The sequence below is a fragment of the Mesorhizobium sp. LMG17149 genome, assembly GCF_024518695.1.
Classification (GTDB): Bacteria; Pseudomonadota; Alphaproteobacteria; order Rhizobiales; family Rhizobiaceae; genus Mesorhizobium.
On record NZ_JANIFL010000017.1, the window covers coordinates 70,350 to 97,154 of the forward strand.

The 26,805-nt window shown below is 62.3% G+C and carries 28 protein-coding genes; 11 read left to right on the forward strand and 17 right to left on the reverse strand.

The features are described 5' to 3' along the window. Window positions 1-3 precede the first annotated feature (3 nt). Window positions 4-945: a zinc ABC transporter substrate-binding protein AztC gene (gene aztC / locus NP945_RS30395; RefSeq protein ID WP_256748366.1), complete on the forward strand. Its 942-nt coding sequence runs from the start codon at window positions 4-6 to the stop codon at window positions 943-945. 150 nt (window positions 946-1,095) lie between these two features. Continuing rightward, window positions 1,096-1,434, forward strand: coding sequence for a TIGR01244 family sulfur transferase (locus NP945_RS30400; RefSeq protein WP_127321732.1), 339 nt, complete (start codon window positions 1,096-1,098; stop codon window positions 1,432-1,434). Between the two features lie 12 nt (window positions 1,435-1,446). Here NP945_RS30400 and NP945_RS30405 read toward each other — a convergent pair whose 3' ends face one another. After that, complete coding sequence (locus tag NP945_RS30405; RefSeq protein WP_023762149.1) at window positions 1,447-1,914, reverse strand: Lrp/AsnC family transcriptional regulator; 468 nt, start codon at window positions 1,912-1,914, stop codon at window positions 1,447-1,449. Window positions 1,915-2,053: 139 nt separating this feature from the next. Between NP945_RS30405 and hppD the strand changes: the two genes are divergently transcribed. After that, entirely contained in the window at window positions 2,054-3,169 is a 1,116-nt protein-coding gene (gene hppD, locus NP945_RS30410; protein ID WP_256748367.1) for a 4-hydroxyphenylpyruvate dioxygenase, read from the forward strand. 57 nt (window positions 3,170-3,226) lie between these two features. Continuing rightward, window positions 3,227-3,415, forward strand: a complete 189-nt coding sequence (locus tag NP945_RS30415) for a type II toxin-antitoxin system Phd/YefM family antitoxin (protein ID WP_127270132.1) — start codon at window positions 3,227-3,229, stop codon at window positions 3,413-3,415. On the opposite strand, the gene NP945_RS30420 is transcribed toward NP945_RS30415, so the two are convergent. From NP945_RS30420 to hmgA, 5 genes are read right to left on the reverse strand one after another with little or no spacing between them, the layout of a single operon-like run. Next, window positions 3,412-3,948 (reverse strand): DinB family protein, encoded by a 537-nt coding sequence (locus NP945_RS30420; RefSeq protein ID WP_256748368.1) that lies wholly within the window; start codon window positions 3,946-3,948, stop codon window positions 3,412-3,414. The genes NP945_RS30415 and NP945_RS30420 overlap by 4 nt on opposite strands. 4 nt (window positions 3,949-3,952) lie before the next feature. Further along, complete coding sequence (locus tag NP945_RS30425) at window positions 3,953-4,240, reverse strand: hypothetical protein (protein ID WP_256748369.1); 288 nt, start codon at window positions 4,238-4,240, stop codon at window positions 3,953-3,955. A gap of 4 nt (window positions 4,241-4,244) precedes the next feature. Further along, window positions 4,245-5,258: a fumarylacetoacetate hydrolase family protein gene (locus NP945_RS30430; protein WP_256748370.1), complete on the reverse strand. Its 1,014-nt coding sequence runs from the start codon at window positions 5,256-5,258 to the stop codon at window positions 4,245-4,247. After that, entirely contained in the window at window positions 5,255-6,142 is an 888-nt protein-coding gene (locus NP945_RS30435; RefSeq protein ID WP_189526191.1) for an MBL fold metallo-hydrolase, read from the reverse strand. Before NP945_RS30435 ends, NP945_RS30430 begins: the two co-directional genes overlap by 4 nt. Before the next feature lie 11 nt (window positions 6,143-6,153). Then, a complete protein-coding gene (hmgA, locus tag NP945_RS30440; protein WP_256748371.1) occupies window positions 6,154-7,467 on the reverse strand; it encodes a homogentisate 1,2-dioxygenase in 1,314 nt (437 codons plus the stop codon). A gap of 88 nt (window positions 7,468-7,555) precedes the next feature. Between hmgA and NP945_RS30445 the strand changes: the two genes are divergently transcribed. Next, entirely contained in the window at window positions 7,556-8,029 is a 474-nt protein-coding gene (locus tag NP945_RS30445; RefSeq protein WP_256748372.1) for a MarR family winged helix-turn-helix transcriptional regulator, read from the forward strand. A gap of 154 nt (window positions 8,030-8,183) precedes the next feature. Beyond that, window positions 8,184-8,690, forward strand: a complete 507-nt coding sequence (locus NP945_RS30450; RefSeq protein ID WP_256748373.1) for a DUF2380 domain-containing protein — start codon at window positions 8,184-8,186, stop codon at window positions 8,688-8,690. Window positions 8,691-8,697: 7 nt separating this feature from the next. On the opposite strand, the gene tdh is transcribed toward NP945_RS30450, so the two are convergent. Beyond that, window positions 8,698-9,732 (reverse strand): L-threonine 3-dehydrogenase, encoded by a 1,035-nt coding sequence (gene tdh / locus NP945_RS30455; RefSeq protein ID WP_013533376.1) that lies wholly within the window; start codon window positions 9,730-9,732, stop codon window positions 8,698-8,700. Window positions 9,733-9,784: 52 nt separating this feature from the next. Continuing rightward, window positions 9,785-10,972, reverse strand: coding sequence for a glycine C-acetyltransferase (locus tag NP945_RS30460; RefSeq protein WP_256748374.1), 1,188 nt, complete (start codon window positions 10,970-10,972; stop codon window positions 9,785-9,787). Between the two features lie 331 nt (window positions 10,973-11,303). On the opposite strand from NP945_RS30460, the gene NP945_RS30465 reads away from it, so the two are divergent. Continuing rightward, window positions 11,304-13,370 (forward strand): bifunctional diguanylate cyclase/phosphodiesterase, encoded by a 2,067-nt coding sequence (locus NP945_RS30465; RefSeq protein ID WP_306283336.1) that lies wholly within the window; start codon window positions 11,304-11,306, stop codon window positions 13,368-13,370. Window positions 13,371-13,501: 131 nt separating this feature from the next. Next, window positions 13,502-14,242 (forward strand): polysaccharide deacetylase family protein, encoded by a 741-nt coding sequence (locus NP945_RS30470; RefSeq protein WP_256748376.1) that lies wholly within the window; start codon window positions 13,502-13,504, stop codon window positions 14,240-14,242. Window positions 14,243-14,297: 55 nt separating this feature from the next. Here the strand turns inward: NP945_RS30470 and NP945_RS30475 are convergent, their stop codons facing one another. Both NP945_RS30475 and NP945_RS30480 read right to left on the reverse strand, forming a co-directional pair. Further along, window positions 14,298-15,035 (reverse strand): hypothetical protein, encoded by a 738-nt coding sequence (locus NP945_RS30475; protein WP_256748377.1) that lies wholly within the window; start codon window positions 15,033-15,035, stop codon window positions 14,298-14,300. A 212-nt stretch (window positions 15,036-15,247) separates the two neighbouring features. Then, entirely contained in the window at window positions 15,248-17,293 is a 2,046-nt protein-coding gene (locus NP945_RS30480; protein ID WP_256748378.1) for an NADH:flavin oxidoreductase, read from the reverse strand. Between the two features lie 101 nt (window positions 17,294-17,394). On the opposite strand from NP945_RS30480, the gene queF reads away from it, so the two are divergent. Then, entirely contained in the window at window positions 17,395-17,856 is a 462-nt protein-coding gene (gene queF / locus NP945_RS30485; RefSeq protein ID WP_010915503.1) for a preQ(1) synthase, read from the forward strand. A 7-nt stretch (window positions 17,857-17,863) separates the two neighbouring features. Here queF and NP945_RS30490 read toward each other — a convergent pair whose 3' ends face one another. The 5 genes from NP945_RS30490 to NP945_RS30510 all read right to left on the reverse strand — a co-directional run bounded on the left by NP945_RS30490 (window position 17,864) and on the right by NP945_RS30510 (window position 23,181). Next, on the reverse strand, window positions 17,864-18,739 hold the full coding sequence (locus tag NP945_RS30490) for an alpha/beta hydrolase (protein ID WP_127272152.1): 876 nt from the start codon (window positions 18,737-18,739) through the stop codon (window positions 17,864-17,866). A gap of 7 nt (window positions 18,740-18,746) precedes the next feature. Continuing rightward, a complete protein-coding gene (locus NP945_RS30495) occupies window positions 18,747-19,358 on the reverse strand; it encodes a hypothetical protein (protein WP_256748379.1) in 612 nt (203 codons plus the stop codon). A 4-nt stretch (window positions 19,359-19,362) separates the two neighbouring features. Continuing rightward, window positions 19,363-19,842: a DUF3828 domain-containing protein gene (locus NP945_RS30500; protein WP_256748380.1), complete on the reverse strand. Its 480-nt coding sequence runs from the start codon at window positions 19,840-19,842 to the stop codon at window positions 19,363-19,365. Window positions 19,843-19,938: 96 nt separating this feature from the next. After that, entirely contained in the window at window positions 19,939-21,588 is a 1,650-nt protein-coding gene (locus tag NP945_RS30505; protein ID WP_128308610.1) for an ABC transporter substrate-binding protein, read from the reverse strand. Window positions 21,589-21,630: 42 nt separating this feature from the next. Beyond that, entirely contained in the window at window positions 21,631-23,181 is a 1,551-nt protein-coding gene (locus NP945_RS30510) for a trimethylamine methyltransferase family protein (protein ID WP_127330649.1), read from the reverse strand. Window positions 23,182-23,271: 90 nt separating this feature from the next. On the opposite strand from NP945_RS30510, the gene NP945_RS30515 reads away from it, so the two are divergent. After that, window positions 23,272-24,174: a LysR substrate-binding domain-containing protein gene (locus tag NP945_RS30515; RefSeq protein WP_127269035.1), complete on the forward strand. Its 903-nt coding sequence runs from the start codon at window positions 23,272-23,274 to the stop codon at window positions 24,172-24,174. Window positions 24,175-24,321: 147 nt separating this feature from the next. Beyond that, a complete protein-coding gene (gene mutL, locus NP945_RS30520; protein ID WP_256748381.1) occupies window positions 24,322-26,190 on the forward strand; it encodes a DNA mismatch repair endonuclease MutL in 1,869 nt (622 codons plus the stop codon). Window positions 26,191-26,323: 133 nt separating this feature from the next. Here mutL and NP945_RS30525 read toward each other — a convergent pair whose 3' ends face one another. Both NP945_RS30525 and NP945_RS30530 read right to left on the reverse strand, forming a co-directional pair. Beyond that, complete coding sequence (locus tag NP945_RS30525) at window positions 26,324-26,446, reverse strand: hypothetical protein (RefSeq protein WP_256748382.1); 123 nt, start codon at window positions 26,444-26,446, stop codon at window positions 26,324-26,326. Window positions 26,447-26,458: 12 nt separating this feature from the next. Next, complete coding sequence (locus NP945_RS30530; protein ID WP_256748383.1) at window positions 26,459-26,785, reverse strand: hypothetical protein; 327 nt, start codon at window positions 26,783-26,785, stop codon at window positions 26,459-26,461. Window positions 26,786-26,805 lie beyond the last annotated feature (20 nt).

A 26,805-nucleotide genomic window follows, 5' to 3' on the forward strand; every position in this document is an offset into this window, starting at 1 on the left:
TCTATGCTGAAATCGATCCATGCCGCCCTGGCGATGAGCGTTATAACATTAACCGCTTTTGGCGCATCGTCGGCCTTGGCCGCACCGCTGAAAGTGGTCGCCAGCTTCACCGTCATTGCCGATTTCGCCAAAAATGTCGGCGGCGACCGCATCGACGTCACCACCATTGTCGGGCCGGATGGCGACGCCCATGTCTACGAGCCGAGCCCGGCCGATGCGGTGGCCATGGCCAAGGCCGACATCGTGCTGGTCAACGGCCTGCATTTCGAAGGTTTCCTGCAGCGGCTGGTCGATGCCAGCGCCACCAAGGCGTCTATCATCACCTTGACCAAGGGCGTGACGCCGATCGATTTCAAACCTGAATTCGCCGATGCCGACGCGGCCGAAGGTGCCGGCACCGGCGGCGGCAAGACGGTCACCGACCCGCACGCCTTCCAGTCGATCGCCAATGCCAGGATCTATGTGAAGAACATCGCCGAGGCTTTCTGCGCGGCGGATGCGGAAGGCTGCGTCAGCTACCAGACCAATGCCGCCGCCTACACGAAGAAGCTCGACGCGGTCGAAGGCGAAGTGAAAACGGCGATCGCCTCGATCCCGGAGAGCAAGCGCGTCGTCATCACATCGCACGACGCGTTCGGCTATTTCGAACACGCATACGGCCTGACCTTCATCGCCCCGCAAGGCGTCTCGACCGACTCCGAACCGTCGGCGGCCGATGTCGCCAAGCTGGTCAAGCAGGTGAAGCAGGACAAGGCGGCTGCGATCTTCGTCGAGAACATCACCAACCCGCGCCTGATCGAGCAGATCGCCAGCGAAACCGGCATCAAGGTCGGCGGCACGCTCTATTCGGATGCGCTGTCGCAGCCCGACGGCCCGGCCGCGACCTATATCGACATGATGCACAACAACATCCGTCAGATCAAAGGCGCCATTCTCGGCAGCTGAGTTTGAAGGATCGTCCAGCCGGGCCGCATCGGCCCGGTTGGATTTTCCGCCACGCAATGTCTATTTGGCAGAGAATTCCTTCGGTACGGATTGCCGCCCATGTCGGGGAGTGGCAAGACTGCCGCCTGACCAGTTTGCGAGGATGCTGCCATGGAATACCGCGAAATCAGCGAGGACTATTCGGTTTCGGGCCAGATCCAGCCTGAGGACGTCGCCGCCATCAAGGAAGCCGGCTTCAAGAGTGTCATCTGCAACCGGCCCGATGACGAACAGCCCGGCCAGCCTTCTGCCGACACCGTCAAGGCGGCGGTGGAAGCCGCAGGGCTCGCTTTCCGCTATATTCCGGTGATCAGCGGCCAGATCACCGCCGAGAATGTCGAGGATCAGGCCGAAGCGCTCAACGAACTCGACGGCCCGGTCTTCGCCTATTGCCGCTCCGGCGCCCGCTGCACCAATCTCTATGGGCTGATCCAACAGTCGAAGGGTTGATCCGCCGAAGATTTAGATTGGCAGCGCGCCGGTTTCCTTGAGTGTCTCAAGCACGATCGCCGTCTTCACATGCTGCACGGATTCGTGCGGCAGGAGCACGCCGTTGACGAATTCAGACAGCGATTTCAGGTCGGGCGTCACCACTTTCAGGATGTAATCCATCTCGCCGGTCAGCGCGTGCGCTTCCTGCACCTCAGGCAGCCGCGCCACCAGTTCACCGAAGCGCCGCGCATTGTCGCGGTTGTGCGTGGCGAGCGTGACCGAAATGACGTTGACCAGGGAAAAACCGAGCTTGTCGCGGTCGAGAACGGCGCGATAGCCCTTGATAAAGCCGTCCTCCTCCAGCCGCTGGCGGCGGCGCGAGCATTGCGACGCCGACAGGTTCACCCGCTCCGAAAGATCGTTGTTGGTCAGCCGCGCATCACCCTGCAACAGCGCCATTATCTTGCGGTCGAACTGATCAATGCGCGTCTCATCCATGGTTTTTTCTCACATCATGCACGCTTCACGCGCGACATCATCATTTCAAGCGTTTGAATGCAAGCACCGTGCGCCTCCTCCGCGTTATGATCGTGCAAGATGAGCCTTTTCAGGCCAGGCCAGCTTTCGGAGGAATATCATGGGTCCCTTCCCGCACGACGCCCCGCCCGCCACGATCAGCAAGGACAACCCCGCCGGCACCGACGGTTTCGAGTTTGTCGAATTCGCGCATCCGGAACCGGAAAAACTGGCTCAACTGTTCACCCGTATGGGCTATGTCGCGGTGGCCAAGCACCGCACAAAAGACATCACCATCTGGCGCCAAGGCGACATCAACTATGTCGTCAATGCCGAGCCCGGCTCGCATGCGATGAAGTTCGCCGACAAGCACGGCCCCTGTGCTGCGTCTATGGCCTGGCGGGTGGTGGATGCCAAACACGCTTTCGATCATGCGGTTGCCAAGGGCGCCACGCCTTACGAAGGCGCCGACAAAGCGCTCGACGTGCCAGCAATCATCGGCATTGGCGGCTCGCTGCTCTACTTCATCGAGACCTACGGCAAGAAGGGTTCGGCCTATGATGCCGAGTTCGAATGGCTGGGCGCTCGCGACCCACGGCCGGAAGGCGTCGGCTTCTACTATCTCGATCACCTGACCCACAATGTCTATCGCGGCCAGATGGACAAATGGTGGGATTTCTACCGCAATCTGTTCGGCTTCAAGCAGATCCATTTCTTCGACATCGACGGCAAGATCACCGGCCTGGTGAGCCGCGCCATCACCTCGCCCTGCGGCAAGATCCGCATTCCGCTCAACGAGTCTAAGGACGAGACCAGCCAGATCGCCGAGTATCTGAAGAAATACAATGGCGAGGGCATCCAGCACATCGCTGTCGGCACCGACGAGATCTATGCCGCCACCGACAGGCTGGCCGAGAACGGGCTGAAATTCATGCCCGGTCCGCCGGCGACCTACTACGACATGTCGTACGACCGCGTGAACGGCCATGACGAACCGATCGAGCGCATGAAGAAGCACGGCATCCTGATCGATGGAGAAGGCGTCGTCGATGGCGGCACGACCAAGATCCTGCTGCAGATCTTTTCGAAAACCGTGATCGGGCCGATCTTTTTCGAGTTCATCCAGAGGAAGGGCGACGAAGGTTTTGGCGAAGGCAATTTCCGCGCGCTGTTCGAATCGATCGAGCAGGACCAGATCAAGCGCGGGGTGATCAAGGTGGACGGCAAAGCGGCGTAAGGTTACTCTCGCTGCGGCCCGGCTTTGGCTTAAGGTTGGGCCTAGCGAGGTCGAGCCGTGCACGTCTCTATTACGGAAGCCAGAGCCAAACTGTCGGAACTCGTCAGGCGTGCAAATGCCGGCGAGGAGATCGTAATCACCCGGCGCGGCAGGGTCGTAGCGCGTCTCTTGCCGCCCCCCGGCAAGGAAAGACCTATCGGCGCCACCGCTGCTCTGAAAGGGCCGAGCGGCTTGACGATTAATTAGAGCCCCAACCGCTCGACCTCTCTCTCCCTCAGCTTCAAATCATAATCGAGCAAGAACTCATCCAGTTGCGGCGGCTTGACCGACGTCCCCGAAAGCATGGCGTGCACCTGGCCGCGATGATGGATGTCGTGCAGGAAGACATGGGCGAGGATGTCGCCGATGCGCTCGGGGATCATGCCGTCCTCGCGCCGGTCGGTGATAACCTGCCGATCGAGGTCGTCGGCCGACAGTCTATCGCAAAAGGCGATCAGCCGCCGGTCGGCTGCGACCTGCGCCGCAAACAACGCCCCCGGCTCGTCGAGGGGCACGAAGTCGTCATGGGCGGCAGCACCGAGACCACCCTCTTCGAGAAAATCGAGATAGAGAAGATCGACCGCAAGGATGTGGTTGAGCGTCGCCTTGATCGATGGAAAGAAGCTGGTGCGTTCGGCCTCGAACTCACCTGGCTGGAGCGACAGCACCGCGCGGTAGAGCCGGTCGTTCGACCACAGATTGTTGCCGGCCATACGGCGCAGATGGTCGAGCAGGTTCACGAGATCATCCCCCTGCCCGCATCAGATGCAAGCCTGCCCCCATGATCGCGAATCCGGCAAGAACGATCAGCAGAAGCCGGTTCATGCGCCGCCGCATGGCTTGCGTTTCCTCGTCGCGCGCGACGTTCATGTTGGTGATGGTGTGGAACATCATCGCCTTGCGCGGAAAGCCGCTGCGGTTGGTCAGGCCGGGCGATCGCGCCTCAATGCGGTAGCTCAGCCGGATCGCCTGGATGAAGGCCGCCAGTATGGCGAGTGCCCAGACACCGGCCAGAAGATAGTCCCCCGTCATGCCCTTACCTCTCGTATTTCTCGACCTTCTGCTCAATGGCGCCGAAGATAGAATGCCCGGTTTTGTCCTTCATCTCGATGCGCACCGTGTCGCCGAAGCGCAGGAACGGCGTTTTGGGTTCGCCTGACACAATGGTCTCGATCATGCGCAGTTCGGCGATGCAGGAATAGCCAGCGCCACCGGCCGAAACAGGCTTGCCCGGCCCGCCGTCGAGCTTGTTGGAGACGGTCCCCGAGCCGATGATCGTGCCGGCCGCCAATGGCCGTGTCCTTGCTGCGTGAACGATCAGCGCCGGAAAATCGAAGGTCATGTCGATACCGGTATTGGCGCGGCCGAACGGCTTGCCGTTGAGATCGGCGAGCAGCGGCAGGCTGACCTTGCCGCCGTCCCAGGCGTCACCCAGTTCGTCCGGCGTGACCGCGACAGGCGAAAACGCCGAGGACGGTTTTGACTGGAAAAACCCGAAACCTTTGGCCAGTTCCGGTCCGGTGAGAGCGCGCAGCGTGACGTCATTGACCAGCATGACCAGCCGGATCGCCGCGCGCGCCTCATCGACACTGGCGCCCATCGGCACGTCGTCGACAATGACGGCGACTTCGCCTTCCATGTCGATGCCGAAGGCTTCGTCAGCCATGCGGATCGGATCGCGTGGCGGAATGAAAGAATCTGAGCCGCCCTGGTAGATCAGCGGGTCGGTCCAGAAGCTCGCAGGCATCTCGGCGCCGCGCGCTTTGCGCACCAGTTCGACATGATTCACATAAGCCGAGCCGTCGGCCCATTGATAGGCGCGCGGCAGCGGCGAGTGGGCGTCATGCTCGTGGAAGCGCTCCGCCGGCATCGCATTGTTCTCAAGCGATTCCGCTATTGTCGCGAGATGCGGGGCGATGCGGCGCCAGTCGTCGAGCGCCGCCTGTAGCGTGCGCACCAGGAACGAGGCGTCTGTGAAGCGTGTCAGGTCGCGCGAGACGACGACGAGTTTTCCATCGCGCGTCCCGTCCTTCAATGTGGCAAGCTTCATGCGGTTTCCTCTCCTGCTGCAGCTTTGGCGCTGCTTAAGCCCACAACAAGACCGTCGCGGGCGATCGTCAAGTCGCCGGCCCATGTTTTCCTGACAGCGGCAGTCCAATCGGCCTCGCCGATCCCGGGATCGTCGGCCGGAATGAGATGATTGAGCACCAGTCTCTTGACGCCGGCATCGCTGGCGATGCTGCCGGCCTCTTCGGCAAAGCTGTGGCTGGCGAGCAGGTGGTCTTTCAGCCGCGCGCCATTGCCGGTCCTGGCCACCAGCCGCTCGATGCCTTCCTCCAGCATGGCTTCATGGACGAGGATATCCGCACTCCGGGCGAACTCCGCGAGCGGCGGATAAAAGACCGTGTCAGCGGAGAACACCACGCTTTTCCCGCCGTGTTCGAAGCGCAGGGCAAAACAGTCGGTCACCGGCGGATGCTCGACGCGCAGCGCCGAAACCGTCAAGCCGCCCTGCTCGAGTACCTGGCCTTCCCCGAATTCGACGATCGAAACCAGGCCTCGAATATCCGGCCGGCCCTCGTCGACGATGCGGATTTCGATATCGAACTCCATCGCCTGGCAAAAGCGCCGCCAGTAGTGGCCAGTGCCGGGCGGACCGAAGACGCCGACGGGCGTGGCCAGACCCGCCGTCCAGGCGGTGTGGATCAACGGCCCCAGTTCCAGGACATGGTCGGAGTGCAGATGCGTGATGAAGATCAGGTCGAGCGCCTTCAGGCCGATGCCCGCGTCGACCAGACCGCGCGTCACGCCAAGCCCGCAGTCGACGACGATGCTGCGGCCTCCGATCTGCAGCAGCGACGAACTCGGCCACGGACCGCCTGGCCGCAGCGCAGGGCCGCCCTTCGAGCCCAAAAGCACCAGCCGATCCGGCATTGGCTCGGTGCTCAAGACCAGTCGCCCTCGGGCGTGCCGTTGAAACGCTTCTTCAGATCCGCCCAGCAGTCGATGTAATTGTCCTGCCGGGTTTCGAGTTCGGCGCCGTAGCGGGTCAGCATCTGCGGAAATCGGGTCTCGAACATGAACGCCATGGTGTTGTCGAGCTTGACCGGTTTCAGGTCCGCGCGCGAGGCCTTTTCGAAGCCAGGCGCATCCGGTCCATGGGCCAGCATCAGATTGTGCAGACTGATGCCGCCGGGCACAAAGCCTTCTTCCTTGGCGTCGTACTGGCCATGGATCAGGCCCATGAACTCGCTCATGATGTTGCGGTGGTACCAGGGCGGCCGGAAGGTATCTTCGGCCACCAGCCAGCGTGGCGGGAAGATGACGAAGTCGATATTGGCCGTGCCCTCCTCGCCGCTGGGTGCCGTCAGCACAGTGAAGATGGACGGGTCGGGATGGTCGAACAGCAGCGCGCCGACAGGCGAAAAGGTAGCCAGATCATATTTGTAGGGGGCGTAATTGCCGTGCCAGGCAACGACGTCCAGCGGCGAATGGCCGATCTCGGTGACATGGAAATTGCCGCACCATTTCACCGTCAGCCGGCACGGCGTTTCCTTCTCCTCGAACCAGGCGCAAGGCGTCTTGAAATCGCGCGGATTGGCCAGGCAGTTGGCGCCGATCGGGCCGCGGTCGGGCAGCGTCAACTTGGCGCCGTAGTTCTCGCAGACGTAGCCGCGCACTTCCTTGTCGACCAGCTCGACCTTGAAGACCAGACCGCGTGGCAGCACCGCGATCTCGCCGGGCCGCAGCTCAATGACGCCCATCTCGGTGACGAAGCGCAATGCGCCGACCTGCGGCACGACCAGCAATTCACCGTCGGAGTTGAAGAAATGGTCGTCGACCATCGAGCGGTTGGCGACATAGACATGTGCCGCCATGCCGGTCTGGCCGAGCACGTCGCCTGATGTGGTGATGCTGCGCATGCCCTGAATGAAATCGGTCGGCTCCTTCGGCATCGGCACCGGATTCCAGCGGTATTGCCCAAGCGCCAACTCATGGTCGCCGACATTGGGCGCGCTCTTCCACAAGGGATAATTCGCCGGCTTGAAGCGGCCAGTGTGCTTGACGCTCGGTCGGATGCGGTACAGCCAGGAGCGCTCATTGGTGCCGCGCGGCGCGGTGAAGGGAGAGCCGGAAAGCTGTTCGGCGTAAAGACCGTAGGCCGGCCGCTGCGGCGAATTCCGTCCCTGCGGCAGCGAGCCGGGCAGCGTCTCGGTTTCGAAGTCGTTGCCGAAGCCCGGCATGTAGGAAAAGGCCATCGCTTCCTCCCCGGAATGGATCTCAATTGACCAAACTGGTTTCATTTGTAACCATTGAAAATGTAACCATCAATGGCGGCTTTGAAAAATGGCGATCAAGAGCGAAGCGTCCGACGCGCCTGAAATTCTCAATCTGGAAAATTTCCTGCCCTACCGGCTCTACCGGCTTGCCGACGCCGTCAGCCGCGAATTTTCGCGGATTTACAAGGATAGCCACGGCCTGACGCGGCCGGAATGGCGCACCCTTTCGGGGCTGGGGCAGCATGGAACGATGACGGCGTCTGCAATCGGTGAGCAATCGGCCATGCACAAGACAAAGGTTTCGCGCGCTGTCGCCGAGCTCGAACGGCGTCGCTGGCTGACGCGAAAGCCGGACGAAAAAGACCGCCGTATCGAACATCTGACGCTGACCGGAACGGGGCTTGCCGCCTATCGCGAGATGGTGCCGCTGGCCAAGGCGTTCGAACGGGATTTGCTGGCAAGGCTCAGCGCTGAAGAGCGCAAGGCGATCACCAGCGGACTGGCTGCATTGGAGACCAGTCTGGTCCCGAGCAAGGGTTAGTCCAAGATCAAGCCAATCACTCTGAACGACGGAGTTCGAGCGAGACTGCGTGGGAGCTCCCACCGCAGCCAAAGCATAGCATTGCCTTCGATTTGTTCGTGATTTGCGTTGTCAAGCCGCGTATAATGCCCATTACACCGACGGGAGGACTACGATGAGCATTCGCGCATTAAGTGTCCTGGTGACGCTACTTGTAGGCACCTGCACATTTGCGCAGGCCCAGCAGACAAAGCCGATGTCGATCGAAGTGTTCCCTTTCGAATTGGAGGACAAGAGCGCCGGGGCGGGAATAATTCCCCCGGATGAATATGACAGGCGCTATCTGTCGGAATCGGCACAAGTTGCAAAGGACATGCTCTCCCAGTCTGGGCGCTTTACAGTAATTGATGTGCCGGCGAGGGATACACAGGCTGCTGCGCCGCACGGATTGCGCAACTGCGCTGGTTGTGAAGGACCGACTGCCAAGGAGCACGGCGCGTCGCTTGCCTTGCTTGGCGTCGTAACGCGCGTCAACCGAACGGAACATACTATGTTCATTCGCATCCTTGACGCCGAAACCGGGAGACATGTTTCGGAGGGGTTTACCGATCTTCGCATGGGTGCGAACCACGCATGGCCCCGCTCCGTGAAATGGCTGATGAAAAACAGAATCCTGCGCTAGGCGGCATCTACCAGTCCATCACCACCTTGCCGGAACTGCCGCTGCGCATCGCATCGAAGCCGGCCTGAAAATCGTCGATGCCGATGCGGTGGGTGATCAGGCCGGAGACATCCAGCGGGCCCTGCACAAGCGCGATCATCTTGTACCAGGTTTCGAACATCTCGCGGCCGTAGATGCCCTTGAGATGCAGCATCTTGAAGATGACCTTGTTCCAGTCGATCTCGAAGCCGGTCGGCGCGATGCCCAGAATGGCGATCTTGCCGCCATTGTTCATGGTGTCGATCATGTCGCGGAAAGCGGGGGCGGCGCCCGACATTTCGAGGCCGACGTCGAATCCCTCGGTCATGCCGAGCACCGGCATGACGTCGCGCAGCTTTTCCTTCGAGGCGTCGACGACATGCTGGACGCCGAGTTTCTTGGCCAGCGCCAGCCGCACCGGGTTGATGTCGGTGATGACCACTTTGCGCGCGCCGACGCATTGCGCGACGAGCGCGCCCATGATGCCGATCGGCCCGGCGCCGGTCACCAGCACATCTTCGCCAACCAGATCGAAGGAGAGTGCGGTGTGGACGGCATTGCCCAGCGGGTCGAAGATCGCGGCGATCTCGTCGGGCACATCATCGGGGATCGGCACGACATTGTGCTGCGGGATCGCCAGATACTCGCCGAAGGCGCCAGGACGGTTGACGCCGACGCCGAGCGTGTTGCGGCACAGATGCCCTCGCCCGGCGCGACAGTTGCGGCAATGGCCGCAGACGATGTGGCCTTCGCCCGACACGCGCTGGCCGACCTTGTATTCGGTGACCGCGGCGCCGAAATCTGCGACCGTGCCGACGAATTCATGGCCGGTCACCATCGGCACCGGCACCGTCTTCTGCGCCCACTGGTCCCAATTGTAGATGTGCACGTCGGTGCCGCAGATCGCCGTCTTCTTGATCTTGATCAGCACGTCGTTGGGGCCGATCTCCGGCACCGGCACCTCTTCCATCCAGATGCCTGGTTCGGCCTTGGCCTTCACCAGCGCCTTCATCATGTTCGACATGCTTTTGTCCCTTGAATCTCTTGATCCGGAATCGCTTTTCGATTCCAGCCTTTCAGGAAATGACCCCGAGTTCGCGCCCGACGGCGGCAAACGCCTCGACCGCCCTGTCAATATCCGCACTGGAATGCGCCGCCGACATCTGCGTGCGGATGCGGGCCTGCCCTTTCGGCACCACCGGGAAGGAGAAGCCGATAACGTAAATGCCGCGCTTCAGCATGCGCGCGGCCATCTCCTGCGCCAGGCTGGCATCACCCAGCATCACCGGTATGATCGGATGATCGGCTCCGGCCAGCGTGAAGCCGAGCTTGCCCATCTGCGACCGGAAGCGCGCCGCATTGTCGTAGAGTTTGCTGCGCAGCCCATCGCCGTCCTTGATCAGTTCGAACACCTTGATCGAAGCGCCGGCGATCGCCGGCATGAGCGTGTTGGAGAAGAGATACGGCCGTGAGCGCTGGCGCAGCCAGTCGACCACCTGGCCTTTGCCCGAGGTGTAGCCACCGGAGGCCCCGCCAAGCGCCTTGCCGAGCGTGCCGGTGATGATGTCGACCCTGCCCTCGACGCCGCAATGTTCGGCCGAGCCGCGGCCGTTCCGGCCGACGAGGCCGACGGCATGGCTGTCGTCGACCATCACCATGGCGTCGTATTTCTCGGCGAGGTCGCAGACACCCCTGAGATTGGCGATGATGCCATCCATCGAAAACACGCCGTCGGTGGCGATCAACCGGAAGCGGCAGTCCCGGGCTTCCTTCAGTCGCGCCTCGAGATCGGCCATGTCGTTGTTGGCGTAGCGGAAACGTTTGGCCTTCGACAGCCGCACGCCATCGATGATCGAGGCATGATTCAAGGCATCCGAGATAATGGCGTCTTCCTCGCCCAGCAGCGTCTCGAACAGGCCGCCATTGGCATCGAAACAGGAGCCGTAGAGGATGGTGTCTTCCATGCCGAGGAAAGAGGAAATCGTGGATTCGAGCTGCTTGTGCTCTTCCTGGGTGCCGCAGATAAAGCGCACCGATGCCATGCCGTAGCCATAGCGGTCGAGCGCCTGCTTGGCAGCATTGCGCAAATCGGCGCTATCGGCGAGGCCGAGATAGTTGTTGGCACAGAAATTCAGCACCTTGTCGCCGCCGACCTCGATCTCGGCCGACTGCGTCGAAGTGATCACCCGCTCCGACTTGTAGAGGCCTGCCGATTTGAGCCCCGCGAGCTCGCTGTCGATGTGGGAGAGGAATGCTGCGGTCATGGTCGGCCTCGTTTGATGTGGGCTGACTGTCGTCTCGTCCGCGTGAAAAATCCATCGCAAAAACGACCGGATCGGTGGCAAGCAGCACGATGCCGCCCCGATGTCGATCATCATGCGGCGGCGGAAACGACGCCGCGACAAGGGTTCTGGCCGATGACCGCTCAAATGCCGGTACGGCGCTAAACGAGCCGATAACCATTTCGCGATCTTTCGACAGCCGCCCCTCGCCGGGCAGCCGTCGATTTCCGGTCCTGTTAACGTTTGCAGTTCAATGGTGCTCATACAAGAATCTTTAGGCAAGAATCCGTAGGCGAGAGGGCCGCCCCCGAAAATGTCGCAGCAGCCGGTGCAAACCGTTTCAGGCAAGCTCATACTGCTGATCAAGGCCGGCTATTGGCTGGCCCTGCTGATCATTGCGGCCATGGTGATCGCCTCCTTCATCCTGCTGCAGCAGATGATGGCCACCCAACAGCACAATCACACCTTGCTCGACATCGTCAGCACACAAAAGACGCTGTCGCAGCGCATCGTCTTCCTTGCCGGTGCAACGGGCGCCGGCTCACGCGACAAGCAACCGGCGCTGGTCAGCGCGCTCAAGCAGGCAACGGCGGAGTTCGAGACGAACTACGACCTGCTGCTCGATCAGACGGGAGCCGATCCGCAATCGCCGGCCAAGCTTGACCCGAAGTCGATCGAAAGCGTCCTTTTCGCCAAGCCCTTCCACCTCGACTATTTCTCGGTCGGGCTGATCGCCAATGGCGACCGCCTGATCTCGGCCTATGAATCGCAATTCAGCGGCAATGGCGGTTACAAAGGCGGTGACGAACGCGTCAATCTCGACGCCTCCGTCGCCAATGCGACCTTGTCGGGCTACGCCGCGCTTGGCCAGCGCATCACTGCCGACGCCGACGACCGCTCCGAGAAGCTGCTCGCTCTCCATCGCACTCTGTTCTACGCCACAATCGGCGTCATCATACTGGTGGCGCTCTTCATCTTCAGGCCGATGTCGAACGCCATCCTGCGCAAGACGCATGAATTGATCGACGCGCGCAATTCCATGGCCTTCATCGCGGTGCATGACGGCCTTACCGGCCTGCACAACCGCACGTTCCTGACCGATCATTTCGACACGCTGATCAAGGGCACGCACCGGCGTCGCGAACGCCTTGCCGTCGTCCAGCTCGATCTCGACCGATTCAAGCAGATCAACGATACGCTCGGCCACGCCGCCGGCGACTATGTGCTGGTCGTGACGGCACAGCGCATGCGCGATTCCTGCCGGGCGTCGGATCTGTGCGTGCGCCTGGGCGGCGACGAGTTCGTCATGATCCTCGGCGGCGCCGGCGGCACCGAAGACATCAATATGCTGGCGCGACGCATCCTGGCACATATCAACGAGCCGATCGTCTTCCAGGGCACGACCATTCTCCCAGGCGCCAGCGCCGGCATCGCGGTCTATCCGATCGACGCCGACAATGCCGGGGATTTGCTGGTCCACGCCGATCTGGCGCTTTACTCCGCCAAGAAGCTTGGCGGCGGCAACTTCTCCTTCTTCTCCGAGGAGCTGCGCCGCGAACTCGACTATCGCAAGCAGCTCGAGCACGACATCAAGGTCGCCATCGCCGAGCGGGCGTTCCAGGTCTATTTCCAGCCGCAGGTCTCACTGACCCACGGCACGATCAGCGGCATCGAGGCGCTGGTGCGCTGGAACCATGCGGAGCGCGGCATGATCCCGCCCGGCGAGTTCATTCCGGTCGCCGAGAAATGCGGCTTCATGCCCGAGATCGGCCGCATCGTCATCACCAAGGCGATCAACGAGGCGGCCGAATGGAATCGCGCCGGCATTGCCTTCGGACGGCTTGCAGTCAATGTTTCCGGCACCGAGCTGCGCGAGCACGATTTCGATGCGTTCTTGTTCGAGACGCTGGAAAAGGCCGGGCTGCCGCCGCAGAAATTGTCGCTGGAAATCGTCGAATCCGTCATCCTCGATGACGAAAAGACGGGCATCGCGGCCAAGCTGCGGCACATCCGGGCAGCCGGCGTCCATCTCGAACTCGATGATTTCGGCACCGGCTATGCTTCGCTCAGCCATGTCAACCCGAACGAGATCGACCGGCTGAAGATCGATCGCCGCTTCGTCCAGAACATCCATGAGAATGGCGACAACTCGAAGATCGTCCGCGCCATCACCGAGCTGGCGCGTGGCCTTGGCATCTCGATCGTCGCAGAGGGCGCCGAAACCGAGGCCGAGCTCGATTCGCTGATGGCGATCGGCTGCGACCAGGTGCAGGGCTACTCCATCGCCTTCCCGATGCCGCACGACAAGGCGCTGGAATGGCTGACCGCCCGCATGCCCAAGAAGGCCAAGCTGACGGTGCTGCAAGGAAGCCTGGGATAGGTTGCTTTTTTGTTCGTGCATATCGTTGTCCCAAAACCGCTGCGCACTTTGGGCGACATGCACCGGCTCGCCTTGACAACCGCGTGTGAAGATGGCGGCCTTGTCGTGATCGCAACCGGATATCGGGGCTGATGACACCGTTTCGGTTTGTGCTGGCGGCGCTTTTGATTTTTGCGGTTCCCGCCCAAGGGGCCGATCGCATAATCTATCTTACCTTCGACGATGGGCCGCTGAACGGCACAAGCAACATCCTCGATGTGCTGGAAGCCGAGCAGGTTCCTGCAACCCTATTCATGGTCGGCATGCACGCACAGGCGAGCGCCGCCAACAGAGCGCTCGTCCAGCGCGCCAGGCAGCTTCCTCTGGTGACGCTCGGCAACCACAGCTACAGCCATGCCTACAATCACTACCGGCATTTCTACGGCGACACCGAAGGTGTCGTCGCCGACATGGTAAGGGCAAACGCGGTGCTCGGGTTGAAGCCCGTGGTGCATGCAAGGCTACCGGGGCGCGACGTGTTCAGGCTGCCCTCCATGTCGAAGAACGACACCTCGCTTGGGCTCGCCCAGGAGGGGCGTGAAGAGCCCGACTACGAGTTTGTCGCGGCCTCAGGCTTCTATCTCTACGGCTGGGACCATGAATGGGTGCACAAGGACAACGGCGAGCCGGTGCAGAGCGTCGATCATCTGGTCAGCGAGATCGATCACCTGTTCGGCTATGGCCGCTTCGTCAAGCCCGGCAAGCTGATCCTGCTGATGCATGACGAAATGTTCCAGGACGGTTTCGACGGCAAGACGAAGCTGACCAATTTGATCACCGCGCTGAAGCTGCGCCGTTACAGCTTTGGGGCAATCCAGGGCTATGACGACTGAGCCGGCAAGGACGGCCACTTCTCAGCGGATTGCGCATCGCGGGACCAGCAAGGTGTCAAAGCACCTCGACTGATTCGCCGCGTAACTTGTGGCGACGCAATTTGATGTATGTGCGTAAATTTGGCGTAATCTGAAAGCCAATCAGCTTCGTCTCCTGGAGGGGAGCAGCCCACGCCATCGTCTCGTAGCGGGCACCGTAACCTTCGATGGTGACGGCAAGATTTTCGCGGCCCAGATACCTCGCCAGAGTGGCACAGGCAGCAACCCTCGATCGTATGGACTGACCGTATTTGGGCGCAAACGCCAATCCTCCGTCCGCCAGGTCATCCACCTCATGGGCAAGCACTAGGAACAAGATGTCCTCGTCGCCGGCCGGCACACCGGCATCCACAAGGCGCTCGGGGTCTCCGGTATCGAATTTCAGTCCGACCAGGCGGGCGACAAGACCTTCAACCCGGGGACCGATTATTTGCTCCAGCCATCTGCGGTGTGCATCGGTGCGCCTGCTGGACTTTCCGTCCGGATAGTGGCCGCTGTCGTAGGCAGCGTGAAACATCGCGGCCAGGACAAGATCGACGCTTTTATCGAAATGCGCGGCCGATGACGCAGCTCCCACCGCATGGCAGATGAACGGCCGTCCTGTCTTGCGGTAGCGGCCGTTGAACATCGCGCAACACACACGATACGCCTTTTGCACCCGGGCGATATCGGCAACCGGATATCCAGCCTCGTATAGCTGCATGTAGAGCGCCGTATTGGTCTGGCGCGGAACGAACAGATCTTCTGTGGTCAACTTGTCCCCCCGGACTTTCTTAGGTTTTCGTCAACTTTTCTCGGCAGAAGACGCACTGCTTCGCGATTTCCCTGCAGACTTGCAGTAGAATGAAACTGATCCCAAGCGTTTGGATCACCCTAGATCGTTACAAGTACGACAGGGAAAGTCCAGTCTAAGGGCTCTTGCAGGAAGCTTCGGCCGCGCGCTACCGATCCTGGCGATAGCTAATTTCAGATCCGCAAGCCGAACCTGATGCCGTCATAGATGGCGGCATGAATGTTGCGCGAGGCGACCGCGTCGCCAATGCGGAACAGAACAAAGCCGCCTTCTGGATTGCGCTTGGGAAAGATGTCGCCACCGCTCACCAGACGCTCGTAGTCGACCGCGCCGCCATTCTTCGACAGCGGCTTCAGCAAGAGGTATAGATCGTCGAGCGGTAGCGTACCGTGCTCGACCACCACCTGGTCGACCCTGCGCTCGCCGCGCCAGCCATCGGCGAAATCCGAAGCCAGCTCTGCGATCAGCTGGTTGCCCTCACGCCGCACCGAACGCAGCCGCGTGTTGATGGTGATGGTGACGCCCTTTTCCTGGAAGGCCCTGATATAGGGCACATGGTTCATGCCGCCCATTTCCGGGGCAAAGAAACGCTCCGGCGATACAAGCTCGAGTTTCGAGCCGGCATTGGCGATCAGTTCGGCGGCGCCCATGCCCTGATGGCCGCCATTGTCGTCATAGAGCAGCACATTTTCGGCCGGCTTGACGCTGCCGGCCATGATGTCCCAACTCGAGGTGACAAGGTTGTCGCCTGATGTCAGCGGCGGGTTCTGCGGCAGGCCGCCGGTGGCGACCACCACCACATCGGGCGACAGCGCCAGGACATCGTCTTTTTCCGCCCAGGTGTCGTAGCGGATCTCGACGCCGAGCCGGTCGAGTTCGGCCAGCCGCCAGTCGATGATGCCGATCAGCTCCTTGCGGCGCGGGTTCTGCGTCGCCAATCGCACCTGGCCGCCGGCTTGGCTCGATGCTTCAAGCACCATCACCTTGTGGCCACGCTCGGCTGCGACCCGCGCAACCTCCAGCCCGCCGGCGCCGGCCCCGACGACCACGATTTTCTGCTTCGGTCCTTCGGTCTTGACGATGATATGCGGGATTTCGGCCTCGCGGCCGGTCGCGGCATTGTGGACGCAAAGCGCTTCGCCGCCCTCATAAATGCGGTCGAGACAATAGGTGGCGCCCACGCACGGGCGGATCTCATGCTCGCGCCCCTCCATCACTTTTTTGATGATGTGCGGATCGGCGATATGGGCGCGGGTCATGCCGACCATGTCGAGCTTGCCGGTGGCGATGGCGTGGCGTGCGGTGGCCACGTCGGATATGCGCGCCGCGTGGAAGGTCGGGAATTTCGTCGCCGCCCTCACCTCTCCGGCGAAATCGAGATGCGGCGAAGAGCGCATGCCGGTCACCGGGATGACCTTGGTCAGCGCCGCATCGCTCTCGATCGAGCCCCGAATGATGTTGAGGAAATCGACCTTGCCGGAGCCCGCCAGCCGCCTGGCGATTTCGATCCCCTCCGCCTTCGACAGGCCTTTTTCGAAATCTTCGTCGGCGACCATGCGGATGCCGACGACGAATTTGTCGCCGACGGCTGCCCGCACGGCATCGAGCACCATGTTGGTAAAGCGCAGGCGATTGTCCAGCGAGCCGCCGAATTCGTCGTCGCGATGATTGGTGGCTGGCGACCAGAAGCCGTCCATCAGATGGCCGTAGGATTCGAACTCGATGCCGTCGAGGCCGGCGGCCTCGCAGCGCTGGGCGGCCGAAGCATAGTCGGCGACGATGCGCTCAATGTCCCAGTCCTCGATCGTCTTCGGGAATGCGCGATGCGCCGGCTCACGTACCGGCGAGGCCGAGAGCACCGGCAGCCAGTCGGCCTTGTTCCAGCCGGTACGGCGGCCGAGATGGGTGATCTGGATCATCACCTTGCAGTCGTGCTCGTGGCAGGCGTCAGCGAGCTCGGCCAGCCATGGCACGATCCTGTCGTCATAGACGTGCAGATTGCCGAAAGCGGCCGGGCTGTCGCGCGAGACGATCGCCGAGCCGGCGGTCATGGTCAGCGCCATGCCGCCCTTGGCCTTCTCGGCATGGTAGAGCCGGTATCGCTGTTTCGGCATGCCGTCCTCGGAATAGGCCGGCTCATGGCTGGTCGACATGACCCGGTTCTTCAGCGTCAGGTGTTTGAGCTGGTAGGGCTGGAGAAGCGGATCGTTGCTGGTCATCGTCTTCCTGCGGTTTCAAATTGTGCTAATGAGCGGCAAAATTCGTTTTCAAGCATGTCGTCCCGCACGCACTCCGGGCGCATGCGACAAGGATAGCGCCCATGATCGACACCAAAACCCTCACCCAACTCGGCGCGCACGTCGAGACGCCACAAAGCCCCGAAGCAGCGGTCCTGGAGACCGTACCGTTTTCGCGCGGCGACGGCCCGCCGGCGATCGTGCGCTTCACCTGCCCGGAATTCACCTCGCTGTGCCCAGTCACCGGCCAGCCGGACTTCGCCCATATCGTCATCGACTATGCACCCGACGCGGCTCTGGTGGAATCGAAGTCGCTCAAGCTGTTCATGACCTCGTTCCGCAACCATGGCGCCTTCCATGAAGACTGCACCGTCATGATCGGCCGCCGCATCGTGGCGGCAACCAAGCCGCTGTGGTTGCGCATAGGCGGCTATTGGTATCCACGCGGCGGCATTCCGATCGATGTGTTCTGGCAAACCGGCGCTCCGCCCGAAGGCGCATGGCTGCCGGACACCGGGGTAGCGCCTTATCGCGGGCGGGGTTGAGCGAACGTCAACCATGGATGGCACCCGTCCGGCAGAGCTTTGTTGCAAGAAAGGAAAAGATAGCATCGCTGTAGCGCAGTTGGTCGTAGCGCAGCAGATCGACATGGCCTGCGCCTCCAAACCAGACGAGTTGTGAACCAACGGCAGCATTCTGCAGCGCCAGCACCTGTCCATGATCGATGAAAGGGTCGTTGCTGCCTGCAAGCAGCATCAGCGGCTTGCCGATAGCAGCAAGATGGTCGACCGGCTTGACATCATCGGCGCTCAACCCGAGACGAAGCGGCATCTGTGCCAAAAGGACATCGGCTTGGAAACCGCGCCAGAAGTGGAAAGGCATTCGCCACGCTGTGGTTTCGCGCAAGGTTGCGTAGAGCTGCTCCAGCACATAGGCATCGGCAGGCGCTTGCGGCGCGGCAAAGACAAGTGCGGCGGCGCCAAGCGACGAGCCGATGGCGCCAAGCTTCTGGCCTGGAAAGCGTTGCCGAGCAAAGGTAATAATACGGGCGGCGTCCGGGCCTTCCGAATACCCGAAGCCCTGAACGGCGCCACCGCTCTCTCCATGACCGGAGAGGTCGAACAAGACAACGGAATAGCCAGCGTCGAACAAGAGCTTCGCCCTTTGAACCAAGGCCAGCCTGTTGGCGCCGCGCCCATGTAGCAGCACAATCGCACCGCAACTGCCCTTTCGATCGGCTACCCAGCCGACAAGCTCGGGCGCATCGGCCTGGTCGAGTACGACGCGCTCGACGGAGAAGTCGCCAGGCGCTGCCAGAGCTTGCCGCGGCTGGCGAGCGACCAGTATCGTGCCGATGTGCCAGTCGAACACGCCCCCGGCAACGCCGAGTCCGACCAGCACGATGGCTAGCGAAAAGCAAAGCTTCATCGCCGGTTCATTCGCACTGATACTGGCTGAGTGCCCATTCGCCGGTCACCGACAATAGGTCCGATATCTTCCAGTCGCCGTCGACCCTCTTGAATTTCCATTCCAGCCGGTGCGGGTTGCCCGATATGACGAAGGCGACGATGACCTTGGCCTGGTCGCCGTTGATCGCCTCGAGCGTCTTCAGGCTCTTGTCGATCTCGGCCTTGTCGTAATCGGCATTGTCGAGCGCCATGTTGGGGTCGAGGCACTCGCCCTGCCCGGATTTGCGCAACGCGTCGCTCTTGTCGAGCACGGTTTTGGCCGGGTCGATGAAATGGCTTCGCTCGGCCGGATCGATCTCCAGTCCGACCTGATCGTAAAACGGCCGCACCACGGCGGTCGGCGAGCCCGGCTGGATCGGTGCGGCGGGCGCGGCTTCGGCTGGCGACCATCCCACCGGCGGCGTGGCCGGTTCCGCCGCTCCGCCCGGCGCATTCGCGGGCGGTGCCCCGCTGTCGCCCGGCTGGGTGCCGGCCGGGGCGTCTGCCGGCGGCGCACCCAACAGGCCTTGCGCGGCGGCGCCGCTCAGAGCCGCCAGCAGGCACACACCCGACAGCGCCAGGAACCGGCGATGGGCCATCGCTTCACTCCGGCGTCTGGCCGGCCATGCATTCCAGCGCGCTGAGCGTCCAGTCGCTGGTCTTGGAAGCGATGTCCGATATCTTCCACTTGCCGTCGATCTTCTTGAGCGACCAGAGCATTTCACGTTTGGAATCATCGCCTTCCGAAAACAAGCTGAAGGATGCCGTGACCTGTGCGTTATCGCCATCCAGCTTCTCAGACAGTTTCAGCGTTTTCGAGACGGTTTTCTGATCGAAATCCTGGGCGTCGAGACCAGGATCGAAATCGATGCAGGCGACCTGATCCGGGTTCGTCTTCGTTGCCTGGTCGTTCAGCTCGAACAGTTTCGTGACCGGTTCGGTGAACCGGTCCCGATATTGTTCGTCGGCCTCGAACTTGACCGCCGGGACATAGAAGAACTTCACCGCGTCGGACGCCGGTCCGGCGACGGCGACGGCCGGCAGGGCTATCGAAAGGGCGGCAACGAGCACTGTCAGTCTCATGCAGAATCTCCGGCTTTTGATGGCTTGAGCCTATCAATACCACGCATCCTGCATATCGGCTTTTTTGCGGCTCATGAAGTCCTGCCGCGCCTTGTTTCAGCCGTCCAGCCAGACGTTCTGAAGGTCCATCTCGAATGTCTGGTGGACACCGTAGTTCTTCACCTTCTTGTTCTGGTGGCTGTAGAGCTTCTGCCAGAACGGCTGAATAATGACGCCCGAATCCTGCAGGATCTGCTCGACATCCTTCATGACCTCGCGTCGTTTCTCCACGTCGATGAGCGATAGCGCCTGCTTGAGCTTGGCGTCGAAATCGGGGTTGGAATATGCCGATTCATTCCAGGCCTCGCCGGTGCGATAGCCGAGCGCCAGCACCTGGACGCCAAGCGGGCGCATGTACCAGATCGTCATCGAATAGGGATATTTCGTCCAGTCGTTCCAGAAGGTCGAACCTGGCAGTACCGTGCGCTTCACCTTGATCCCGGCATCGCGCAGCTGGCCGGCAATGGCGTCGCCGGTATTCTTCTGCCAATCGTCCTCGATGGTGATCAGCTCATGCTCGAAGTCAGCCTGTCCGGCTTCCGCCATCAGCTTCTTGGCGCCGGCGGCGTCGCGTGTCTTCTTGGGCAGCGGATAGTATTCCGGATGGATCGGGGCAACGTGGTGGTTTTCGCCAGGGGTGCCTCGCCCGGCATAGCCGAGTTGGAGGACCGCATTGTTGTCGACGGCCATTTGCAGGGCGTTGCGCACCCGCTTGTCGTCATAAGGCTTGTGGGTGATGTTGGTGCGGGCAACCAGCGTCGTCGCCGTCGCCACCTCCGATTTCACCAGGTCCATCTTGTCGAGAATGTCGATGAAGTCGGCGGGCGACTCGAAATTGAGGTCGATCTCACCGGATTCGAACGCGTTCACGGTGGCGTTGAAATCGGTGCCGTAGTCGATGAACTCGACGCTGTCGAGCGGCGCTTCACCACCCCACCATTTGCCATTCTCGCGACGCTTGACGACCGCCTTCTGGCCGACATCGTAGGAGACCAGTTCGAACGGTCCCGTGCCGATCGGCTTCTTGATCGGATCGGCACCGTCGGCATCGAAGTTGCGATGCACGACGAGCGCCGGATAGTCGGTGAAATTCGGGATCAGTGAAATGTCTGGTTCGCTTAGCTTCAGCTTGACCGTGTTGTCGTCGACCTTGGTGATCGCGCCATCCCTGGCCTTGCCGGTCTTTGCGTCGATCAGCGCGCCGACACGGGCGGCCATGGAATTGCCGGCGACATTCTTCTCGCACCAGCGCGTCAGATTGTGAGCGACGTCATCGGCGTTGAAGGCATCGCCATTGTTCCATGTGATGCCCTTGCGCACATGCAGCACGTATTCGGTGGCGTCGTCATTGATATCCCAACTTTCGAGCAGAACCGGCTCGAAGGTGAACTGCCTAGTATAGCGGACAAGCGGCTCCAGCCAGCAGCGCGAAATGTTCGCCAGCTCAACCCAGTCGTAGGTGCGCGGATCCTTCTGCCCCTTCACCGACATCGAGACGCGCAGCGTTCCGCCTTTCTTCGGCTCTTCGGCCAAGGCCCGATCCGGCACGGCAAGGCCGATCATGGCGTAGGCAAGCGCCGTCGATGCGCCGAAGGCGCTTGCCAGCGCCAGGAACTCGCGCCGATCGACACGACCCGCGCGTGCTTCGACCGCCATTGCCTCGATAGCGCTCGGCACGCGATCGCCACTGCTTCTGAAGAATGCCATTTTTTCCTCCCGTCTGGTTCCCTTTGATCTTGGTTCTTCGCGTCAACTGACGCTGTCCGGCAGCCTCTCCTCGCGCCGCGCGATGAAATCCATCAGGCCATCGGCGATGCCTTCGTCGAGCTTCGGCTCCTCGTAATCCGCCAGCATGTTGCGCGCCTTCTCGCGACCGCGCGTGTCGTGGTCCTTCGCCCCTTCTGCCTTCCACTGTTCGTACGAATTGAAGTCCATGATCGAGGGTATGAAGAAGGCCGACTCGAAATGTTCGAGCGTGTGTTTGGTGCCGAGAAAATGGCCCTGCGGCCCGACTTCGCGAACCGCTGCCATCGCTTCCTTGAAATCGTCGAACGGAAGGCCGCCTGCATATTTGTACCAGCCAACCAGCTGTTCGCAGTCCGTAGCGAACTTCGAATAGCCGCAGCTCAGGCCGGCCTCCAGCCACCCGGCGGAGTGCCAGATGTAGTTGGCGCCGGCGAGGATGGCGGCATGCATCAGCATGTTGGCCTCGTAGCCCGCCTGGGCGTCGTTGAGCTTCGATCCGACATGGAAGCCCGAGGTGCGCCACGGCAGTTTGTATTTCCGCGCCAGCGCGCCCATCAGGTACATCATCTGGGCCGCCTCCGGCGTGCCGCCCATCGGAGCGCCGGTCTTCATGTCCACGGTGACCATGAACTGTCCGTAGATCTGTGGCGACCCTGGGCGCAGCAGTTGCGTGAAGGCGACGCCCGCCAGCGCTTCCGCATTGACCTGCGCGACTGCCCCGACGGCCGACGCCGAAGTCGAGGCGCCGCACAGTGCGAAGGGTGCGAGGATCAGCGGCTGGTTGCTTCGGGCATAGACCTTCATCGCGTCCAGCATGGTGGCGTCCCACACCAGCGGCGAATTGCAGTTGGTGATCGACACCAGGACCGGGTTGTCGCGGACGTAATCCTCGCCGAACACGATGCCTGCCATCGCCATCGTGTCTTCCGCCCGCTCCTTGGACGTGACGATGCCCATGAACGGCTTGTCGGAATGCTTAAGCGCGGAATGGATGATGTGGAGGTGACGCTTCGGTACCGCGATTTCCATCGGCTCGCAAATGACCGAACTCGATGAATGCAGCGCCGGCGCCATGTAGGCGAGCTTGTGGAAATTGTTGAGGTCGGCGAGCGTGCCGTAGCGCCTGTTGTTGTCGAGGTCACGCACATAGGGCGCGCCATACATCGGCACGAAGATGGTATTGTTGCCGCCCACCCGCACCGTACGCTGCGGATTCCTCGCATTGAGCGTGAACTCCGACGGGACCTTCGATACCAGTTCCATCAGCAGGGCCCGGTCGATCCGCACACGAGTTTCCGAGACATCCGCGCCCGCCGCCTTCCACAGTGCGATAGCCTCGTCGTCGCGGAATTCGCATCCCACCTCTTCGAGGATCAAGAGCGACTCCTCGTGGATCAGCTCGACCGCCTCATCGGGGACCATCTGGTAGACGGGGATCTGGCGGACCAGGGTCGGAAACGACGTTACCGGAGCTCCGCGCAGGGCCTTGCGTCCCAGGCGGCCGCCACTGCGGCGGTTGGCATGTTCGGTCACTTCAGGGGCCGGTGCGTTCATGGCAACTCCATTCCACTCATGAAGGAGCCTAACGCGACAAAATGGTGATGTGACGCTGGAAAATCCTGATCTCTTGTATAAGCTCAGCTTATGCGAAGCCTGCGCCACCTCCTGCCCTCGGCCGGCAGCCTGATCGTCTTCGAGGCGGCCGGGCGGCTGTCGAGCTTCACCGCCGCCGGGCGCGAGCTCGGCATGACGCAGGCCGCCGTCTCCTATGCCGTGCGCGGGCTGGAAGAACGGCTTGGCGCCAAGCTGTTCCAGCGCCGCCACCGCCAGGTTCTCCTGACCGAGGCCGGCGAGCGCTTCCATGCCGATGTCTCGCTCGGCCTTTCGCATATTCGCAAATCGGCGGAGGATCTGCGCCTGCAGGCAACCGGCGGTCATGTCACGCTGGCTGCCTCGACCGCGTTCGGCTCGTTCTGGATGATGCCTCGCCTGCAGCAGTTCCGCGACGAACTGCCGGGCATCGACCTGCGTATCCAGACCGCCGACCGTGACCTCGACATCATCGCGGAAGGCATTCCGCTCGGCGTGCGCGGCGGCGCGCCGCTGGACTGGCCGGACTATCACTCGTTGCCGCTGGCCGACGAGGAGATATTTCCCGTCGCCGGCACCAGTTATGCGGCAAAGTTCGGCCTGCCCCAATCCGCTGCCGAACTGGCCACGCACCGCCTCATCCATCTGGAGGAGCCGTATCGCGAGGCGGCCAGCTGGGACGAATGGTTCCAGTCGGCGGGCGCCAATCTCAGCGATACCGCGCGCGGCCTGCGCATCAACGACTACGGCCTGGTGATCCAGGGCGTCATGGAAGGCCAGGGCATCGCGCTCGGCTGGCGGCACCTCGCCGAGCGGCTGCTGGCGTCGGGCTTGCTGGTGCCGGTGACGGATCATGTGCTGAAGACCGGCAAGGCGTTCTATGTCGTCTGGCCGAAGAACCGGGAACTCAGCGACAACGCCCGCAAGGTGCGAGACTGGCTGGCGGAGCAAGCGTGAGGGGCAGCGCCTCCCAGTCCCTTGGAAGTCGGCGGGACAGCACCTCCCTGCGGCCTGCCAGAGGGAGGTGCTGTCTCGCCAGCCTATCCACTGTTCCGCAACACCGAATCCTTCCGCATCCGTCTCGAATCCGCCTATAGTGCTGCCATGCCCATCCGCCAGCTTTCCGAAACGATGATCAACCAGATCGCCGCCGGCGAAGTCATCGAGCGTCCGGCGAGCGTCGTCAAGGAACTGGTTGAGAATGCGCTCGATGCCGGCGCTTCGCGCGTCGAGATCGTCACAGCCGGCGGCGGGCTGAACCTCATCCGCGTCACCGATGACGGCTCCGGCATTCCCGAACGGGAGCTGGCGCTGGCGATCGCACGTCACTGCACCTCCAAGCTCACCGAGGATATCAACGACATCCGCTCGCTGGGCTTCCGCGGCGAAGCGCTGCCGTCGATCGGCTCGGTGTCGCGACTGTCGATCCGCTCGCGCACGGCAGCAAGTGACAGCGCCGCCGAGATCGGCATCGAGGGTGGCCGCGTCCTGCCTGTCAGGCCGGCGGCGGCCAATCGCGGCACCACGGTCGAGGTGCGCGACCTGTTCTTCGCAACGCCGGCCCGATTGAAGTTCATGAAGGGCGAGCGCGCCGAAAGCTCGGCCACCAGCGATGTGGTCAAGCGCATCGCCATCGCCTTCCCCGCCGTGCGCTTCACGCTGGCCGGCTCGGACCGCTCTACGCTGGAATTGCCGGCGACGGATGACAGTGCGGAAGGCAGCCTGCGCCGTGTCGCCCAGGTGATGGGCGCCGACTTTCCCGACAATTCGATTGCCATCGATGCGATGCGCGAAGGCGTGCATCTGACCGGCCACGTGTCGATCCCCTCCTTCACCCGCGCCAACGCGCTGCAGCAATATGCGTATGTGAACGGCCGCCCGGTGCGCGACAAGCTGATCGCCGGCGCCATACGCGGTGCCTATGCCGACGTCCTGCCGCGTGACCGCCATGCGGTGACGGTGCTGTTCCTGACGCTCGACCCGGCCATCGTCGACGTCAATGTCCATCCAGCCAAGGCCGATGTGCGCTTCCGCGATCCCGGCCTTGTGCGCGGATTGATCGTCGGTGCAATTCGACAGGCACTGGCCGATGCCGGCGTCCGCGCCGCCACCACGGGTGCCGCCGGCATGATGGCGGCGTTCCGGCCAGGGGCCGCATCCTACGGCCACGGCGGACCGGCAAACGGCCACCGCAGCTACGACGCGGCCTACTGCGCGTCGGGCCCGTCCGGCTTCGACGCCGCCCGGTCGCCGCAGCGGCCACTCGACATGGGTTTCGAGGGCGCGGGATTCGATCAGCGCGGCTTGCGTGATAACGAGCAGGCGGCGTTCGATGCCGGCGCCAGTGCCGATGCGCGCGCAGGGCAGGATGAAGCGGCCGAGACACTGCTCGGCGCGGTGCTGGGCGCGGCGCGCGCCCAGGTGCATGAGAACTACATCGTCGCCCAGACCAGGGATTCGCTCATCATCGTCGACCAGCATGCGGCGCATGAACGGCTGGTCTACGAGGCGCTGAAGAATGCGCTGCACTCGCGCCCGGTGCCCTCGCAGATGCTGCTTTTGCCCGAAATCATCGACCTGCCGGAAGAGGATGCCGAGCGGCTTGCGCTGCATTCGGAAACGCTGGCCCGCTTCGGTCTCGGCATCGAGCGCTTCGGCCCCGGCGCCGTCGCGGTGCGCGAGACGCCGTCGATGCTGGGCGAGACCAATGTCGGGCAATTGGTGCGCGACCTCGCCGACGAGATCGCCGACAACGACACGGTCGACACGCTGAAGGAGCGGCTGGACAAAATAGCCGCGACCATGGCCTGCCACGGCTCTGTGCGCTCCGGCCGCCTGCTCAAGGCCGAGGAGATGAACGCGCTGCTGCGGCAGATGGAGGCGACGCCCGGTTCGGGCACCTGCAACCACGGCCGCCCAACCTATATCGAACTCAAGCTGGCGGACATCGAACGGCTTTTCGGGCGGCGGTAGCTGCGGACGGATTGCGGGCCATCGCTTCACCGCTCGTAGGTGCCGGTGTTGACCAGCAATGCCGAGACCACCGTTCGCCCGTGGGCGAATGCCGCGCCGGCTCCACGCACCGCTGTTGCCAGAAGCGCGGCGGTCAGCAATAGCGCGCCGCCGCCAGCAGGAGCGGAGGCACGTCATCGAGACCGAGCTTGATCGCCGCCCAGGTCAGACCCCAGATCAGCGACATCACCGCGAAGAAGGCGAGATTGCGAACCACCAGATTCGCCGTTCAGCGCAGTCCCTGGCGATCGACGAATATCCGGTGGATGTCGATCCGCTCCGGCAGTTCGATCAGGAACTCGGCATCGCGGTCCAGATGATGGACTTTGGTCGGTTCGCCTTTGGTAAAGGCGGTCATCGCCTGCATGTCGGCCCGATACGAGATGGTTGTGAACCACGTCTCGGCATCGCGGTCCGCGCGCAGCAATTGGACGCCAAGCGCTGTCTTCTCGAGGGGCGGAATACCCTCGGCACGCAGGTATGGCTCATAGGCGTCGGCGACATCGCGGCGGGTGCGGCCGCGCCAGATGCGCGCGATGGTCGGTTTGGTCGGCATGAGGTTCTCCTTCAGTCAGG

Bases quoted from the DNA above. Each gene is read 5' to 3' on its own strand.
- aztC (WP_256748366.1), top strand. From the start codon at position 4: ATGCTGAAATCGATCCATGCCGCCCTGGCGATGAGCGTTATAACATTA.
- NP945_RS30400 (WP_127321732.1), top strand. From the start codon at position 1,096: ATGGAATACCGCGAAATCAGCGAGGACTATTCGGTTTCGGGCCAGATC.
- NP945_RS30405 (WP_023762149.1), bottom strand. From the start codon at position 1,914: ATGGATGAGACGCGCATTGATCAGTTCGACCGCAAGATAATGGCGCTG.
- hppD (WP_256748367.1), top strand. From the start codon at position 2,054: ATGGGTCCCTTCCCGCACGACGCCCCGCCCGCCACGATCAGCAAGGAC.
- NP945_RS30425 (WP_256748369.1), bottom strand. From the start codon at position 4,240: ATGACGGGGGACTATCTTCTGGCCGGTGTCTGGGCACTCGCCATACTG.
- NP945_RS30430 (WP_256748370.1), bottom strand. From the start codon at position 5,258: ATGAAGCTTGCCACATTGAAGGACGGGACGCGCGATGGAAAACTCGTC.
- NP945_RS30435 (WP_189526191.1), bottom strand. From the start codon at position 6,142: ATGCCGGATCGGCTGGTGCTTTTGGGCTCGAAGGGCGGCCCTGCGCTG.
- hmgA (WP_256748371.1), bottom strand. From the start codon at position 7,467: ATGGCCTTTTCCTACATGCCGGGCTTCGGCAACGACTTCGAAACCGAG.
- NP945_RS30445 (WP_256748372.1), top strand. From the start codon at position 7,556: ATGGCGATCAAGAGCGAAGCGTCCGACGCGCCTGAAATTCTCAATCTG.
- NP945_RS30450 (WP_256748373.1), top strand. From the start codon at position 8,184: ATGAGCATTCGCGCATTAAGTGTCCTGGTGACGCTACTTGTAGGCACC.
- tdh (WP_013533376.1), bottom strand. From the start codon at position 9,732: ATGTCGAACATGATGAAGGCGCTGGTGAAGGCCAAGGCCGAACCAGGC.
- NP945_RS30460 (WP_256748374.1), bottom strand. From the start codon at position 10,972: ATGACCGCAGCATTCCTCTCCCACATCGACAGCGAGCTCGCGGGGCTC.
- NP945_RS30465 (WP_306283336.1), top strand. From the start codon at position 11,304: ATGTCGCAGCAGCCGGTGCAAACCGTTTCAGGCAAGCTCATACTGCTG.
- NP945_RS30470 (WP_256748376.1), top strand. From the start codon at position 13,502: ATGACACCGTTTCGGTTTGTGCTGGCGGCGCTTTTGATTTTTGCGGTT.
- NP945_RS30480 (WP_256748378.1), bottom strand. From the start codon at position 17,293: ATGACCAGCAACGATCCGCTTCTCCAGCCCTACCAGCTCAAACACCTG.
- queF (WP_010915503.1), top strand. From the start codon at position 17,395: ATGATCGACACCAAAACCCTCACCCAACTCGGCGCGCACGTCGAGACG.
- NP945_RS30490 (WP_127272152.1), bottom strand. From the start codon at position 18,739: ATGAAGCTTTGCTTTTCGCTAGCCATCGTGCTGGTCGGACTCGGCGTT.
- NP945_RS30495 (WP_256748379.1), bottom strand. From the start codon at position 19,358: ATGGCCCATCGCCGGTTCCTGGCGCTGTCGGGTGTGTGCCTGCTGGCG.
- NP945_RS30500 (WP_256748380.1), bottom strand. From the start codon at position 19,842: ATGAGACTGACAGTGCTCGTTGCCGCCCTTTCGATAGCCCTGCCGGCC.
- NP945_RS30505 (WP_128308610.1), bottom strand. From the start codon at position 21,588: ATGGCATTCTTCAGAAGCAGTGGCGATCGCGTGCCGAGCGCTATCGAG.
- NP945_RS30510 (WP_127330649.1), bottom strand. From the start codon at position 23,181: ATGAACGCACCGGCCCCTGAAGTGACCGAACATGCCAACCGCCGCAGT.
- NP945_RS30515 (WP_127269035.1), top strand. From the start codon at position 23,272: ATGCGAAGCCTGCGCCACCTCCTGCCCTCGGCCGGCAGCCTGATCGTC.
- mutL (WP_256748381.1), top strand. From the start codon at position 24,322: ATGCCCATCCGCCAGCTTTCCGAAACGATGATCAACCAGATCGCCGCC.
- NP945_RS30530 (WP_256748383.1), bottom strand. From the start codon at position 26,785: ATGCCGACCAAACCGACCATCGCGCGCATCTGGCGCGGCCGCACCCGC.